Raw genomic sequence first — 16145 nt, forward strand, 5'->3', positions numbered from 1 at the left:
AGAGCTGAAAATGGCTATGAAGACCCCCGGTGTATATATTGTCGAAAAGAGTGCGTTTCCCAATTCGGTCGTTCAGGTGGCCACTGCGGTTCCGGCCTTTATCGGCTATACCCAGACAGCAATAAACGGAAACGTTTCGCTGGCGGGAACACCGTGGCGGATCACATCCATGTCTGAATTCCACAGCTATTTTGGGGGTGCACCAGAGCCGGTTTTCGAGATCAAGCCCTTTGCCGAATTTGACGGGGTCTCACCGCTCTCTGCGGATGGCGCTGACAAGAAACCGACCATGCCCCGCGCGATCTTCACCACAGTAGGCCCGCGCGGACCGGAGAAATTCGAGCTTGTCCAGAAAAATACGGCCTTCGCGCTCTACGGGGCGATGCGGCTCTTTTTCCAGAACGGCGGCGGGGCCTGCTATGTAACCTCCATCGGCTCCTATGACGACGAGATCGACGCCGACGCGATGCTGGCGGCGATCGCCCGGCTGAAAAAAGAGCCCGAACCAACGATGGTGGTCATTCCGGAAACCACACGTCTGGTGCGGCAGAATGCGGTCAAGGTCCAGCAGGCGATGCTGAAGCATTGCGGCAACGACATGAAAAACCGTTTTGCGCTGCTGGACATGTCGGGCGGGTATCTGCCGCAGGCTGATCCGCTGGGCAATCCGGTCGCAACCTTCCGGAATGACATCGGGATCAACAACCTTGATTTTGGCGCGACCTATTACCCTTGGCTCGACAGTTCGATCTACCAGTCGCGCGATTTTACGTTTGAAAACATCGACCCCGGCAGCCGGAAGACCCTGATTGGTCTGATGCGTCGGTCGGTGGGCAAATCCGATGATCTGCGCCAGGAGATCGAGCGGATTTCTGCGCCGACGGTTATGGGCGATTTCACCTTGTCGGTCCCCAAAGGCGGGACCATTCCGCTGACCACAACGGACATCACCGCCACGGACGATGAAAGTGACGCCACGGGGCTGACCTATACCGTTGAAGGTGACGAAGAAACGATGGCGGGCAAGCTGGTCAAAACCGGCACGACCGATGCTGTTGCCACATTTACCCAGGCGCAACTGGAAGCGGGTGAGGTCAGCTTCATCCATGATGCCGCTAAGGGAAGTGTTGGCCAGTTTGATCTGGTCATCAGCGATGAAAACGAGATTGCCACTGATGCGCTGACCATTGGGGTCGAGGTTGTCGGCGGATTGCTGGATGCGCCCGCCGTGGCCGCCGGAACATCGGTGGTTGTCGATGTGCCCGCCGATCATCCGGATGGCGACAAGGCAACTGTCAAACTGGTCGATGCAGACAGCGAGGGTGGCAAGGCCAAGGCCGAAGAAGGCGTCGGGTCGTGGAAGGTCGGCGCGGGTGGCAAGGTCACCTTCGCCCCTGATCCTGCCTTCGTGGGGCCGGAAGCCTCGGTGAGCTATACAATCGAAGTGGCTGGCGTTGTTCAGCCGCCACAACAGATTCGCATCCTGATGAACGACAGTCAGGACGGCGTTGAGGCGGGCGGGCCATCGGCGACCACCATCGACAAGACATTGCGTGCGGTTGTGCCGCTTTATACCGAGGTGATGAATGAGATCACCGGCTACATGAACTCCATGCCACCCTCTGCGGCAATGGCGGGCATCTACACGATGGTGGACAACAGCCGCGGTGTCTGGAAGGCACCGGCGAATGTCTCGCTGAATTCCGTTGTGGCGCCCATGGTCAATATCAGCCATGAGGAGCAGGAAAACCTCAACGTCTCCACCACTGGCAAATCCATCAACGCGATCCGGCCGTTTGTGGGCGAGGGCACGCTGGTCTGGGGTGCGCGCACGCTGGACGGTAACAGCCTTGATTGGCGCTACATCAACGTGCGCCGGACCATGATCATGATCGAGGAATCGATCCGTCTGGCGTCCAAGGCTTATGTATTTGAGCCCAACACCGCGCAGACCTGGGTGACCATGCGGTCCATGATCGAAAACTTCCTGACGTCGATCTGGAAACAGGGCGGTCTGGCGGGCGCTGTGCCGACGGATGCGTTCTCCGTGCATGTCGGTCTGGGCGAGACCATGACCCCGGTGGATATTCTGGAAGGGATTTTGCGGATAACCGTGCTCGTGGCCGTGACGCGGCCCGCGGAATTCATCGAGATCACCTTCCAGCAGCAAATGCAGAAATCATAAGTTAGAGAGGATATTCAGACATGGCAGACGACGGTTCCGCACAAACGCAGGCCATTTGGCCGCTTCCCAAGTTTCATTTTCAGGTCAAGTGGGATGATACAGAGCTGGCCTTTCAGGAGGTCTCCGGCCTCGACATCGAAACCCAGCCCATCGAGTACCGGGCAGGCAACAACCCGGTATTCTCGACGATCAAGATGCCGGGCATGATCAAGACCGGCAATATCACCATGAAGAAGGGTGTTTTCGCCAAGGATAACGCGATCTGGGATTGGTTCGCGGAGATCAAGATGAACACGATCACGCGCAAGGCGCTGACGATTTCGCTGCTCGATGAGGGTCAGAACCCAACCATGGTCTGGAAGGTGCAAAACGCCTTCCCGGTCAAGGTCACGGGGACGGACCTCAAGGCCGAGGGCAATGAGGTCGCGGTCGAAAGCATCGAGATCGCGCATGAAGGTTTTGTCATCGAGAACGCATAATCCCACATGAGCGACTTTGATCTGCCCGTCGCCTTCCATTTTTCGGTGAGTTTCACCGGATCCGGGCCTTCCATCTCTGACGCTGCCTTTCAGGAAGTGTCAGGGCTGGAATCCTCCATCGAAGTGGAACCGGTCGTGGAAGGGGGCGAGAACCGTTTTGTCCACCAACTGCCCAAACCCGCCAAGCGCAACAACATCGTGCTCAAACGGGGGTTGACTGAGTCGTCCAGCGATCTGGTCAAGTGGTGCAAGAACACCTTGGAGGGGGATTTTGCCAAGAAGATCGAGCCCAAAAACTTGGTGATCTCCTTGCTGGACGAAGAAGGATCGCCGGTCGCTTCGTGGTCGGTGGGCAATGCCTATCCGGTCAAATGGTCGATGAGCGGGTTTGATGCAATGAAAAACGAGCTGGCCATCGAAACCATCGAATTGGCCGCCACAACACTGAAAAGGGACACATGATGGCGATTGAAATCGGATCGCTTGTGGTCAAGGGCCACTTTGGCCCCAAGCCGCGCAATGCGGATGCGGAGCGCAGTGACATGGCGCGGCAACTCGCTGAGCTGCGCCGGGACATTCTGGAGGACGTGCGCGAGTTGATCGCAGACACCAGCCCAAGGATGCAGGACCGCTAAGCCATGGCCAAGCTGAAGATCATCCGCTGCAAGATTCAGAACGGGCAGATCAAGGAGCAAAAAGGGGCTGGCAACACCTTTGAAGCCACGATCAATCCGCAGGATTACTCCCATACCTTTGGCCTGAAGTATTCGGGCACGGGGGAGGGCAGCAGTACGGCGGGCGCTTTGGGTAAATCCGCGCCGGTGGCCAAATTTGCCAGCTCTGAGCCGGAAAAGCTCAATTTCAGTATCGTTCTGGACGGGACCGGCGTTGTGGCGGATGCCGCAAACGTTACGGTTGCCGAACAGATCGATAAGTTGCGATCAATTGCCTACGACTATGACGGCGATGAGCATGAGCCCACGCCAGTCAAAGTGCTTTGGGGAAAGGGGCTGAAGGCGTTTTACGGTCGCCTGACATCGCTGAGCGTCGACTACAATCTCTTTCACCCCGATGGGTCGGCCCTGCGGGCCAAGATCAAGCTGGATTTCGTAGAGGCGAAGACCGATGCGGAGGAAGCACGGGAAGCCAAACGCAAATCCCCCGACATGACCCATGTGGTGAGGGTACAGCAAGGCGACACCCTGCCGCTGCTGTGCCAGCGGGTCTACAAGGATGTCACGAAGTACCTTGAGATCGCCCGGATCAATGAACTTGACAGTTTTCGGGACCTCGAGCCCAACACGCTTTTGCGCTTTCCACCGATGCGATGAGGAGCGCTGATGGCCGCTAGTCCAATTGATAATGCCGATGGGCCGCTTGCAATCACCGTCAAGGTGGACGGCTCCGCCATTGCGGATGAATACCAGATCGCGAGCGTGAACGTTGATCTGGGCGTGGGCCGCATTCCCGAAGCGCAACTGGTGCTGACGACCGGATCGATCGCAGAGAATGAATTCCCGGCCTCCGATGGCGACGATTTCAAGATCGGCAAAGATATTGCCATTGCCGCAGCTTACGGGAGCGGGAGTGATCAGGAGCTTTTCAAGGGGCTGATCGTCTCCGTCCGGATGCGCATCATGCGAGGGGCTCCGAAGCTTGAAATCGGCTGTATCGATAAGGCGGCAAAGCTCACGCACACAAGGAAATCTGCGCAATACGCGCAGAAGAAGGACAGTGACGTGATGAGTGAGATCATCTCGGATGCCGGGCTGACAGCCGACGTCACGGCGACAACAGATATTGCGCGGGATATTGTGCGATATGCCTGTACGGATTGGGGATATCTGCGCAGCATCGCGGATCGCTCCGGGCATATTCTGACGATTGCAGACGGTACTGTCACCTCAGCCCCACCCGATGACAGCGCCTCGGCGGTTCTGACAGTGACTCTTGGCATGGACATGATCAGTTTCGATTCAACCGTTGGCGCGCAATCGTCACTGAATGCCGCCAAGGCTACGGCGTGGGATTCCAGCGCTGTGGACGTGGTGTCTGAAACAGGCACCGATCCGGCAGCGGGGCAATGGGGTACCTACAAGCCAAGTGATTTGGCAAAAGTGCTCGGGTCACGCGAACATGCGATTTCAACCGCCACTGAAATCCCCTCCGCCGATCTCAAGACCGCAGCAGATGCCCGAACGATGCGCACGGCGCACGCGGCCATTCAGGGAAACTGTGTGTTTCAGGGGTCTGGTCTGGCGGTTCCCGGTGCCACGATTGAACTTAAGGGCCTGGGCGACAGATTTGGCGGTACGGCTCTGATCGGTGGTGTCAAACAGCGCATCGACGAGGGCGGATGGACAACGGAGGTTCTGCTTGGTCTGCCGGACACGTGGAATGTGGATTCTGGTGTCTTTGCCGGAGAAAGTGCCGCCAGCCTCGCGTCGCCAATCCATGGGCTTCAGGTCGGCAAGGTGATGCAACTTGATGAAGACCCGGACAGCAAGCTGCGTATCAAGGTGTCGCTGCCTCTTGTGGCTGATCCGGCACCGGAGGTCTGGGCGCGTTATGCGCAGCCCTATGCCTCGAATACGGCCGGCATCCAGTTCATGCCCGAAATTGATGATGAGGTGTTGGTGGGGTTTCTGAATGCTGATCCCAATGCGCCGATTGTTCTGGGGTCGCTGCACAACGGCACCAACGCACAGGTCAACACGCCGACGGCTGACAACTACATCAAGGGTATCTACACCAAAGAGGCGATGAAACTGGAGTTTGATGAAGAAAAGAAGATCATCACGCTTGAAACGCCCGGGGGTCACAAATTGACCATGGATGACGATGCCAAAACCGTCACGCTGGAAGATTTGACAGGCAATAAACTGGAGATGGCCGAAAGCGGGATCACCATGAGCAGCCCCGGCGATATCTCTCTGTCTGCAGATGGTGCCATCGACATCGCCGCCACGGGGGACGCCAGCGTCAGCGGCATGAACGTCAATGCAGAAGCGCAAACGGGGTTGACTGCAAAAGGGTCTGCCTCTGCCGAAATCAGCTCTGGCGGTCAGACGACCGTCAAGGGCTCTATCGTGATGATCAACTAGGAGAACGGACCGCATGCCCCCCGCTGCCAGAATTACAGATATGCAAACCTGCCCGATGGTGACAGGTATTGTCCCCCACGTCGGGGGGCCGATCATCGGGCCCGGTGAAGCTACTGTGCTGATTGGCAGCATGCCTGCGGCAATCGTGGGGGATAACTGCACTTGCGTCGGTCCACCGGCGACCATCGTGAAAGGGTCGGCAACCGTGATGATCGGCGGCAAGCCCGCGGCGCGGATGGGGGATACCACATCCCACGGCGGCAGTATTGTGGCCGGTCTGCCAACTGTGATGATCGGGGGATAGATGGCCGACGCTGATCCTTCTTTTCTCGGGCGTGGCTGGGCGTTTCCGCCCTCCTTTGACGAGGGTACCGGGCAGGCCAGAATGGTGCAGGCCGAAGAGGACATTGCCGAAAGCCTGCGCATCCTGATGGAGACGCGACCCGGTGAGCGGGTGATGCACCCCACCTATGGCTGCCGATTGCACGATCTGGTTTTTGAACCGATGGACGGTGAGACCGAGGCAGAAATCGAAGTGGCGATTTCGCGGGCGATTTTGTTCTTCGAGCCGCGGATCAAGTTGGGTACGATCCTGGTGGACATCAGAGACGCGCTTGAAGGGCATCTTAGCATCACGTTGAACTATACCGTGGTGGAGACCAATGAGCGGAACAATATGGTTTTCCCCTTCTACATCACCGAGGGCACGCTGATTTCTCAAACCCCGGTTCCTGCCGCATGACCGGCTGGGGTAGATATGTTGTTGTGCCGCTCGTGACCGGCACGCTGGTCGCATGCGGTGCCGTTGAGGCCGTGCAGACCAGCAAGACATTCGAACTCTTGGGTCTGGCGCCGGATGAGCCTTGTGTTGTGACGAAACGAGAAGGGCGCAGGCTCGCAGGGTCCTATCTGCGTCAGGTCGCGGCGTCCGAGGGCAGCGACGTGTTCTTCGTGACGGGCAAGACATCGCGCAAGGGTCTGCCGCGCAACCTGAATTTCAGCGATCTCACCGTGCGCCGCATTCGTCCAACGGATGACGGCCCGCTGGAAGGTTCGCGACGGTCGGTGGCAAAACCGATTGAGGGTCTTGGCGTCGATGGGCAACTCCCGGCAGCCTACACGATGTCGTATCGGGCCGAGCGGATTGACTATGAGGGGCCGGTTGTCGTGGGCCCGAGCCCCACAGGCTTCGAGATCCCCACAAGCGGTCGCATCGTCTACTCGGGAGATGTGCAGTTGACGCTGGCGACCTCACCCGGCGATGGCGCGACCTCTTTCAAGACGGAGATGGCAAAATTTACCGCGATTATCGGTTACGGCTCTCAGCAGGCCAGCTTCAAAATCGATACCTCCGGCACAGACCTTCCCTTTGCAGGCGTGCAGTGGTCACGTCTGGGCATTTGTGGCACGCGGGTCACCAGTTCTGGCATGGGGCAAGTGCTTTTTGTTCAGCCGGATGGTGGGCGGCAGGTCCCGTTTCAAAGCGGTCGGGATCAAACGCCGATTCGCGCGTTACTAGAATCATCACAGTTTGCCCGTGAAGATCGACCGGGCCCACCGGATAGTTTTGGCGGTACATTCATTGTTGCCGGCGATACCGGAACGCTGACGGGGGTCTTCATTGCGATACAACCAGAAATAGAAGGAAATCCAGAACCGCTATAGCCTGCCGCAAGGTGTTTGCCTTGCGTTCGTGAAGAGGCCGGATATTCTTTGCTGGCCTCAATGAGTACTCAAATGGTTGCGTTGATTAGTGTTTTGTGGCCCGGGGTGGCCGTGTTTTTAAAACCTGCCAGAGGTGTGGAAAGCTGCCGTGCATCGAAAATGGGACGATATCCTTGTGACGCCAGGATCGCTTTGCAGCGATCGATTGCCGGCTGCTCTTGCGCGGGATCGTAAAGATTTGCGTCCTGACAGTCTCGCGGAAGCCTTTTGCAATGCGGGCCGGAGATTGCACGCAGAAGATGCACAGCGACATCGTCGAAAACGGGTGGACGGTCCTTGGGTGCGGCTTTTCGCGTCGGAACCCGCCTTCGTTTATTCAGAGCTGATTTCGTTCAATGTGCGACACGCGGCCTTTGAGTTCGACCGGGCAATGGAAACGGACCCCCAATCGGCTTCCAAGTTGATCTCGCAGCTGTCCCGTCGACTCAAAGACTGGATCGAGCGCTTGCCCAATGGCCATTCGTCACCATTCTCCAAGCAGGTTCAGCAGCTCAATGCCGAAGCCGATCTGATACCAAGTCTGGCCAAGCTGACGCGAACAGGGCCTGCGGGAATGTTCCGGGTTGTGCAAAGTATCACGCCCGTCATCAGCCGCCCTCGGGGAGACGCCTTGCAGCAGGCGCGCGCCTTGGTGACAGCCTATCGGTCAACGCACGCACTGTTGCGCAATGCGGTGGAGACCTTGCGCCCCCATGCAATTGCGGCATTTGAAAAACGCATCACTTCCGGAGATATGGATCCGGCTCTTGGTCTTCTTGTCGCCGAGCTGCGGACCGCCCTGCATGTGGATGCCGTCCTTAACGAAGTGACAGACCGTTTCGTCCGTTTCTATTACGAAGATGTTGTCGGACAGAGCCCTGCCACAGCCTCGCCCGAACGTGTGCTGCTGCATCTTGCATCGGGCAAACAGTCGATGTTCCTGCCGGAGGGAACGAAACTGACTGCGCGCAAGACGGACAACTCGGTTCAGAGTTTTGCGACGGAAGCACCGGTGCATGTGAGCTCTTCTCAAGTGCAATCGATGGCCACGCTTACCTTTGAGACGCACCCGCAAATTTCATTCAATGCCGAGCTTGGCGGTATCACCGGAATGCAGGTCACTCGACTGGGCACGGGGGCACCGGGGGCATCTGAACAGGTGGAAGGTGCTGAGCCGGGCCTTTTTTCCGGGGGCACGCAAGTTGCGGGCCAGATGGGCCTGGACATCACGTCGCCGATGTTGGCCCTCGCGCAAGGGACCCGGCGCATTACCATGTCTTTGATGTTTCAGCGGGCTGCGGGTTTGGCAGCACTTGCTGCACCACTGGTCAAAACACGCCCGCGAAATTCGCAAAGTGACGTTCCTGAATCCGAGTTGCTCGCCGCGCTGCAGTCAGATCCGGATTTGGTCCAGATTTTCATCCCGGGCAAACTGGAAGCTGGCGCTCGCACGATCGCCAGCAAAGTCGAGGAACTGGCCGCTGAGCGGGCTGAAAGCCCGGGTCTTGTCATTATATACGAATATCTGGCGAGCAAGATTGAGAGCGCGGCTCAGCTGCGTGTGCTTCTGGGCCGGATTGTGACGCTGTGTCTGATTGAACGCGTTCCTTTCCCGACAGGCGCTTTTCGCAGCATCCTGAGCAACAAGATCGAAGCTTTCGAAAAAGAGATGTCCGGCGAAGTCCGCACCAACGTGAAATCGCTCGATACGCCGCGATCCATGATCCTCGACGTTTTTGCACCCGGTGTGGATGGGGCCGTCAGTCTGACCCCTGAAGATATGTTCCAGAAATTGCTGGGGGATGCATTCGACGTCACAATCAGCACCCCAGACGGCCCGATCGCTGCCTCCGTTACACAAATTCTACCCTCTCCCAAAGCCGGTCACGCAGGGATTACGATTGCATTGGCGCTCGCGCCTGGCATGCCCGCAATTGCCGCGCCCGAAGGAGCGAAATCGCCTACCTTGTCGCTGCGCAATGCTGCCAACCCGCGCATCTGCCCGATTTCATTTTTCGAACGCTACACATTGGAATCTGTCGATTTCGAAGTTGAAGTGAGTGGCATGCGCAAGCTGCATGCGTGGTCCGATGATGGGCCTGTTGTGACCGACCAGACCTTCTTTCCTTTTGGCGCGCGGCCGCAGGATGGCGCGACTTTTCTGGTCGCAAGTCCTGAGCTGGCACAAAAACCGGTTGTTCACGTCGACATCGACATGACTTGGGCGGAACTGCCGGATCGTCTGGGTGGGTTTGAAGCGCATTATGCAAATTACGCGGGCAAACCTGATGTGCCTGAACCGATGTTGGGCGTAACCTATCTGAGCGGAGATGGCTGGAAACCTGTTACCGATGATCCGCTGCCCCTGTTCGAAACGCTGCCGGTAACCGGGGAACTGACACCCGAACGGACATTTGGCGGCAGGATCAAGGGTCATTCGGTGAGGGCCACCGGTCGCATGACGCCGGAAATGTTCAGTTCCCGCCAGAGCCTTCGGGCAGGTGCGGTGCGTTTGACCCTTTCCGGCACAGCGGGTGGGTTTCATGCCGATCAATATCCGATGGCCTTGGTCGAAGCGATGCGCCCGCGTCCGCTTTCGTTCAGGGAACGGAGAATCCCTCCCGCACCATTCGTGCCAAAAATCGACGAATTTTCCCTGTCCTACACCGCGCGGTCGTCGATCGAGGTTAATGCCCCCGATGCAGCAAATCCGGGTGAGAGGATCGTGCAGTTCGGTCCCTTTGGTCAGGTCGAAGTATTCCCTAACCGGATGCTGCGCGAGATCGGGCTTTTCCCGCCACGTCTGGGCTACGGACATCTTTTCATCCAATTGGCGGGCGATCAGGCGACGGGACCGGTGCCACTTTTGTTCGACATGGCGGAAAGTGGTCATTTGCGACTGGTACCGCGGCCCAATCCGGTCAAATGGTACTATCTCGCGGCGCACGGCTGGCGTGAGCTTTCTGATACAGCAATTTCTTCGGATTCCACCGCAGGGTTGATGCGTTCCGGGCTGGTCATGGTCGACCTGCCGGAGGATGCCATCAATCACTCGCCGGAAATGCCGGAAGGGGGTGTTTGGATTGCCGCCGTTGCGACCGAACCTGATCTGGACGGTTTCCCGGCGCTTTCCGACCTGAAAACAAACGGCGTCTGGGCGCAATGCACGGATGGGACGTATCATGAGATGGAACGGAACCGCGTCTGGACTTTTAATCCGGCCCAGCCCGGTATTGCGGCCATTACCGAAGTGCCGACACCCGCAGATGTACGCCCGCCCGAGCACCGCGACGCCTTTGTTGCACGGGTTGGCGAACGGCTCCGGCATCGCAAACGAGCGGTGACGCCCTGGGACATTGAGCGTCTGGTTCTGGACGCTTTCCCGGAGGTCTGGATGGCCAAATGCCTTGCCGGGATGAGCCGAATGTCACCTGATCCTGCTCCGGGCAAAGCCACGCTTGTGGTGGTCCGTCAGCCACCGAGCGAACCCTCGGCGCAGATGTTCGACGTCAGTACCCTGCAACGCATCCGCGACTATATTGACGACCTCGCCCCGGAGTTTGCCGAGATCGAGGCCGTCAACCCAACCTTCGACCGTTTGCATGTCAGGGCGAAACTGGCCTTCGACCCTTATCGTGATGACGGGGCTATGGCGCAACGCCTGCAACGGGACCTGCGCCGCTATCTCTCCGTCTGGACGGCGCCGGAGACGCTTGGGCGTTTTGGCTGGTCACTCAATCTCAAGATGCTCAATGCGCACATCAATGATCTGGAATATGTCCGCGGCGTGACCGATTTTTCGGTGCTGCATCTGTCTTCCGATGACCAGGGGTCACATGTCCTGCTTGATTCCGCCCAGGATGACTGGCGCGGGAAAATAGGGACAGTCGTGCGGGGCTCGCGCCCCTGGAGCCTGCCGCTGTCGGCGGCAGAACATGCGCTGACCGTGGTGGACGCCACACAAAAAGAAGCACCGATCCAAAGTGGAATCAGCCGACTGTCTGTCGGCGGCACGTTGATTGTCGGTCAGAGGATACCGTCGTGACAAAACAAGATCGCACCACTCTGAAATCCTTCTTTCGTGACGGTGCATTGCCGACCGCCAAGGAATACCGGGACTTGATCGACAGCAGTGTAAATCAGGTCGAAGACGGGTTTTCCAAGACCCCGGGGGATGGTCTGCAGCTGAACTCTGTCGGTACCTCTTTGCGTGTCATGAGCCTTTACAAGGGTCTGGGTGCCCCCAATCCGTCCTGGGTCATGGAGCACGGCAAGTCCGAAGGCGCATTGCATCTGCGGCCCGAGCAGGGGCTGTTGCCGCCAAGCGGCGCTGCACCTGAGGGTAGCTCCAAAAAGGCACTTGGCATGTGTTTCACGCCGGACGGGCGCGCCGGGATCAATACGGACGCCCCGGACTGGCGTTTGGATGTGGATGGTGTGGCCAAGATGGATGGGCGGATCGGCGTAAGCTCGCCAGATATCCCGCATGTCCCGGCAGATGGAAAATGGCATGATATCACGGCCGATATCACCGGGTGTCAGGCCTTTGAAGTGATGGCTGGCGTCGGGGGTACGCCGCGCACAGGTCGGTATTCTATGCTGCATGCCATTGCAATGAATGCTTTTCATCCGCGCAATCCCATTCTGAACTGGCTGTTCAAGCGGCGCAGCATCAAGGCACAGACAGCGGTCTACGGCAGCTACGCAGATCGGTTGAAATTGCGTTGGGTTGCGGGGGAGGGACGGCATTTCTTCAAGCTGCAAATCCGCTCCAACGCCCGTTTTGGCAAAGACACGGTGATCCGCTACTCGCTGACCCGCCTGTGGTTTGACGCAACAATGAGCGGATCGCGGGGCGAAGGTGATCGCGACGAGGGATTGTTGTGAGCACGCCAGCGCAAACAGATTTTGAGAACCTGCGCGCGCGCGCTGTGCACTATGCGCAGCAGGCCTCCGGCAACATCTGGACCGACTTCAATCTGCACGATCCGGGCGTGACCCTGCTTGAACAGACCTGTTTTGCACTCAGCGAACTGGGCTACCAAGCCAGACATCCGATCCGTGACATCCTTACAGCTGACGATGGGACGCTGCACTATCCTGATCTGGCGTTATACGATCCGCGGCTGGTGCTACCGGGTGATCCCGTTACGGACCTTGATCTGACATCTTTCCTGTCTGATCTGCCGGGCGTGTCGCGGGCATGGGTGCGCCCGGGGTTTCGTACAGGGCTTTACAACGCCGTGGTCATTCCAGCGGATCAGAAGGACCTTGATGAAACCGCGCTACGCGATCAGGTCGCAGGAATATTTGCCGAGAAACGACCTCTGGCCACCGATCTGGACACAATCACCATCGCGCGGCATCGCGATACGGTGCTGAGCTGCACCTTGCACGTGACGGCCACCGCAAACCCCGAACGGGTCGCAGCGCGGTTCTACTATCATGTTGCCGCTATTTTGCGCGGGCGTCCGTATCAGGCCGCCAGTACCCACGCCGCCACACGGGAAGACGTCTACAACACGCCGGAGCTTTTCTACCGCCCGCCAGCAGAAACCACCGATACCCTGCCGGAAATTGATGCGCACCTCTCTCGCCTTCGCGCGATCCCGGGTATCGTGGATATTGGCGAACTGGCTTTCCGGGAGCTTCCTGCGGAGGATGCGGGTGCACCTCTGGATCCGACCTTTCCAGCCCTGGTTTTGCCGCATGCCGCCGATGAAATCGAGGTTGAACTTTGGATCGGCGATAATCGTCTGACACTGGATCACAACCGCATTCATGAGGAATACATTCGCGTCGCGGCTGAGAATATATCGCGGGCGCATCATCATCTTGCCGATGCGGATTGGTCGGTGTTGACGGACGGTCGCCGCCGTAATTTCAGCCGCTCCCATGTCGATGAAATGCTGCCTGCAATCTATCGGATTTACGGTTCAACAACGCGTCAGAATACCAGTATTCGCGGCGCGCAAAGACCAGATGGGCGTCTTGACTCACAGATGAGCCAGTATCGCACGGCCATAGATGGGCAATTGCAAGCCATGAGCGATGCCCTGGCCGCCGTGCCGAAGCTCTTTGACGCAGATACCGATCAGGGATCGAAGGACCCGGCGCTGCATGCGCAGCGACTAGAGATCCTTGATTTGCTTTTGGCCATTCATGGCGAGACGCTGCCAGCAATCCGCCACACAGGATTGCACTGCTATCGAAGCATTGCGTCGCGTCAGGACTTCGAGCTTTTCTGGCGATTGCACTATCTGCGCGCATTGCCTGCCCTGAACGCGGCCCGTGGCACCGGGCCAATGGCCGCGCAGCCGGGCGGTTTCATGGCGCGGCTGGGTCTTCTAGCCGATATTTCCGTGCAGACCGAAAGACCTGCGACGAAAATGATGTCCGACTTGGGATGGTGCCTCGATGCAACGGCAACAGAGGTTCCGCCTGATTTTCCGCGACGTGATTTGTTGATGCCGGTCAATCCTTTCGAGATGCTGGTGCCGCGTAATGATGATGTGGAGCATTTGGATGAGGCTGCGTTTCGCGCGACCGCATGGTGGGGTCCCGATGGTGTTCTGACACCTGAAACTTTCCAACGTGCGGCAAATGCGGACGCTTTCGCAATCACGCCCGTCAGCGGTGGTCGCTGGCAGGTGATATTCGACAGCGGGCATGCTGACGCGGTGTATGCGGTGAAAACCACAGAGGACAAATCGGAGGCCATTGCCTTCGTGAACGAGCTGCGTGCCACCTGGCACGCGCTGCATGAACAGTCGGAATGTGCTTATCTTGTCGAGGACATTCTTTTGCGGTCGTCGGATGATGATTTTGCGTCAAACAGGTGCACATTGGTTCTGACGGGGTGGACAGCGCGGACCACGCTTGACAGCTATCGAACCTATGTCTCTGAATTAGTGCAGCAATTGGCACCGTCGCACGTCGTGATCGACCTGCTCTGGCTCGATTTCCCGCAGATGGTGACCTTTGAAAACCTGCGTGTAGCTGTGGCACAGTCGGACGCTCCTGTTTGCAGTAACCTGAAGGCGTTCCTGCGGGATCTCAGGCAGGTGACATGATCGCGCACCCGGCTTCATATGAGGATTTGGCGTCACCAGAGCGGCACGTCATTGGTGAATTTGTCACCGCTTTCTCGGTCATCGGCGAAGAGAGCCCATTGGGATCGCCTGAACGCCTTGCACAGCTTGTGAAAACAGAGCTGCTACCGGCGCTATCGGAGGTCTTGGAGGCAGACGCCTATATCGGATATGCCGCCGAGATCGAAATGCTGAAACTGGACCTGGGACATTGGTCAGCAACGCCGGATTGGGCGGAGGTGCGGAGCGTGTTCCGCGCGCAACTCATTGCGGCCATTGCACCCTATCTGAGGAAAATTTCGTTTGGAGCGATCCAGAACCTGCCAATTGAAGATCAGCCGGATGGCCGCCAAATTGAGCGGGGACCGGAGCGTGCTGATCAGGTTGGCTTGAATGCAATCCTGACCCCTTCCAAGCGTCACCCGGTGCCACGTTTGTCAGGGGCAAATGACGCTGACCGGAGCAATCGAATGGTGCGTCTGGCAGCATTTCGGCGTCTTCGAGCAAACACGCAGAGTGATGTGCTCACCATGTTGCGCGACACATATCGCGGCGCGCCTGATTTGATCGAGGCGGCTTTGAAAGCCCTACCATATGGTAACCATCGCGAAAATCTGGCGGGCCTGGTTTCTGGTAACGGGACCAATCCCGTTTTGTCAGGCGAGATTACGCGTCTCAAGGAAGCAATGATCGCCTCCTTTCTGGCATCTGGCCACTCGCGAAAGGAAGCGGCAGGCCACGCGTCCAGCTTGATTGCGCGGGTATTGTTGCACCCGGCGAGCGCTGCTTTGAAGCCCGATGCATCATCTTGGCACCAAGCATCGCCATCACCCGACGGACCCAAACCAGAAGCGGTGCGTCAAAGGGTGACAGCTATCGGGACAATGACTTCACAGGGGGATCCGTCTGTTGGGGATGCAGTTGTCGCGGGGACAGAAGAAGACGCAAAGCAAGAACCTGTTGAGCTGGGAAATGCGGATGCGCCAATCTCCGGGTGGTCGTTTTCAGAGGCGGGCGTAGATCAACTGCGTCAGGAGTGGCAACAGTTTCCGTCCCGGGTACTGGCAAAATTCGAAACGATGCCGATACCTGAATTGGTGTCGATAGCGACATCTCTTGCCCCGCACGGAAACTCCGATTTCGAGAAGACAATCGAAACACTTGCGACAGAAGCTGCCCGCCCGTGTGATGCATTGTTATATGTCTTGCGATCACAGTTGAGCGGCAGCCCGATCGACATGGAACTGGCCCTTCAGGCCGGCGGTCACCCAGGCAGGACCGAAACCGGTCCCACTGATCACCGGGATGGTAGTGATGATCTATCCATCGCAGGACAAACATCAAACCCCTATCAGGCCAATGATCCTGGCGTGGCGTCTGAACCTGAGCGCGATCCGTCACCAATATCCAAGGCCCGTAGTTGGCTGGACGTGCTCGCCGCTTTCGGATCGGTGCAAAAGAGCGAGGTAAGGCTTGCACATGACCTGATGCTCAGATCGTCTTCACAGACTGACCAGACTGACCAGACTGACCAGACTGACCAGACTGACCAGACTGACCAGACTGACCAGACTGACCAGAC

The 16145-nt window shown here is 58.0% G+C and carries 13 protein-coding genes; all 13 read left to right on the forward strand.

What is annotated here, in order from left to right; genetic code table 11:
* Nucleotides 1–10: 10 nt before the first annotated feature.
* Entirely contained in the window at nucleotides 11–2185 is a 2175-nt protein-coding gene (locus tag Q0802_RS22365; RefSeq protein ID WP_298922123.1) for a cadherin-like domain-containing protein, read from the forward strand.
* Between the two features lie 20 nt (nucleotides 2186–2205).
* A complete protein-coding gene (locus Q0802_RS22370) occupies nucleotides 2206–2664 on the forward strand; it encodes a phage tail protein (RefSeq protein ID WP_298922124.1) in 459 nt (152 codons plus the stop codon).
* Between the two features lie 6 nt (nucleotides 2665–2670).
* Complete coding sequence (locus tag Q0802_RS22375) at nucleotides 2671–3126, forward strand: phage tail protein (protein WP_298922125.1); 456 nt, start codon at nucleotides 2671–2673, stop codon at nucleotides 3124–3126.
* Entirely contained in the window at nucleotides 3126–3299 is a 174-nt protein-coding gene (locus tag Q0802_RS22380) for a hypothetical protein (protein ID WP_298922126.1), read from the forward strand. Before Q0802_RS22375 ends, Q0802_RS22380 begins: the two co-directional genes overlap by 1 nt.
* A gap of 3 nt (nucleotides 3300–3302) precedes the next feature.
* The gene (locus Q0802_RS22385; protein WP_298922127.1) at nucleotides 3303–3995 is read left to right on the forward strand and encodes a peptidoglycan-binding protein; all 693 of its coding nucleotides are present in this window, start codon (nucleotides 3303–3305) and stop codon (nucleotides 3993–3995) included.
* 9 nt (nucleotides 3996–4004) lie between these two features.
* Nucleotides 4005–5768: a phage baseplate assembly protein V gene (locus Q0802_RS22390; RefSeq protein WP_298922128.1), complete on the forward strand. Its 1764-nt coding sequence runs from the start codon at nucleotides 4005–4007 to the stop codon at nucleotides 5766–5768.
* A gap of 13 nt (nucleotides 5769–5781) precedes the next feature.
* The gene (locus Q0802_RS22395) at nucleotides 5782–6072 is read left to right on the forward strand and encodes a PAAR domain-containing protein (RefSeq protein ID WP_298922129.1); all 291 of its coding nucleotides are present in this window, start codon (nucleotides 5782–5784) and stop codon (nucleotides 6070–6072) included.
* Nucleotides 6073–6510: a GPW/gp25 family protein gene (locus Q0802_RS22400; RefSeq protein ID WP_298922130.1), complete on the forward strand. Its 438-nt coding sequence runs from the start codon at nucleotides 6073–6075 to the stop codon at nucleotides 6508–6510.
* Nucleotides 6507–7433, forward strand: a complete 927-nt coding sequence (locus tag Q0802_RS22405; protein WP_298922131.1) for a hypothetical protein — start codon at nucleotides 6507–6509, stop codon at nucleotides 7431–7433. Before Q0802_RS22400 ends, Q0802_RS22405 begins: the two co-directional genes overlap by 4 nt.
* Nucleotides 7434–7581: 148 nt before the next feature.
* Nucleotides 7582–11517, forward strand: coding sequence for a hypothetical protein (locus Q0802_RS22410; RefSeq protein WP_298922132.1), 3936 nt, complete (start codon nucleotides 7582–7584; stop codon nucleotides 11515–11517).
* Complete coding sequence (locus Q0802_RS22415) at nucleotides 11514–12359, forward strand: hypothetical protein (RefSeq protein ID WP_298922134.1); 846 nt, start codon at nucleotides 11514–11516, stop codon at nucleotides 12357–12359. The genes Q0802_RS22410 and Q0802_RS22415 overlap by 4 nt, the downstream gene beginning before the upstream one ends.
* The gene (locus Q0802_RS22420; RefSeq protein WP_298922136.1) at nucleotides 12356–14545 is read left to right on the forward strand and encodes a hypothetical protein; all 2190 of its coding nucleotides are present in this window, start codon (nucleotides 12356–12358) and stop codon (nucleotides 14543–14545) included. Before Q0802_RS22415 ends, Q0802_RS22420 begins: the two co-directional genes overlap by 4 nt.
* A partial coding sequence (locus tag Q0802_RS22425) for a hypothetical protein (RefSeq protein WP_298922139.1) occupies nucleotides 14542–16145 on the forward strand: 1604 nt, incomplete at its 3' end. The genes Q0802_RS22420 and Q0802_RS22425, both read left to right, overlap by 4 nt.

This window comes from uncultured Roseobacter sp. (assembly GCF_947495275.1).
Classification (GTDB): Bacteria; Pseudomonadota; Alphaproteobacteria; order Rhodobacterales; family Rhodobacteraceae; genus Roseobacter.

Bases quoted from the DNA above. Each gene is read 5' to 3' on its own strand.
- Q0802_RS22365 (WP_298922123.1), top strand. From the start codon at position 11: ATGGCTATGAAGACCCCCGGTGTATATATTGTCGAAAAGAGTGCGTTT.
- Q0802_RS22370 (WP_298922124.1), top strand. From the start codon at position 2,206: ATGGCAGACGACGGTTCCGCACAAACGCAGGCCATTTGGCCGCTTCCC.
- Q0802_RS22375 (WP_298922125.1), top strand. From the start codon at position 2,671: ATGAGCGACTTTGATCTGCCCGTCGCCTTCCATTTTTCGGTGAGTTTC.
- Q0802_RS22380 (WP_298922126.1), top strand. From the start codon at position 3,126: ATGGCGATTGAAATCGGATCGCTTGTGGTCAAGGGCCACTTTGGCCCC.
- Q0802_RS22385 (WP_298922127.1), top strand. From the start codon at position 3,303: ATGGCCAAGCTGAAGATCATCCGCTGCAAGATTCAGAACGGGCAGATC.
- Q0802_RS22390 (WP_298922128.1), top strand. From the start codon at position 4,005: ATGGCCGCTAGTCCAATTGATAATGCCGATGGGCCGCTTGCAATCACC.
- Q0802_RS22395 (WP_298922129.1), top strand. From the start codon at position 5,782: ATGCCCCCCGCTGCCAGAATTACAGATATGCAAACCTGCCCGATGGTG.
- Q0802_RS22400 (WP_298922130.1), top strand. From the start codon at position 6,073: ATGGCCGACGCTGATCCTTCTTTTCTCGGGCGTGGCTGGGCGTTTCCG.
- Q0802_RS22405 (WP_298922131.1), top strand. From the start codon at position 6,507: ATGACCGGCTGGGGTAGATATGTTGTTGTGCCGCTCGTGACCGGCACG.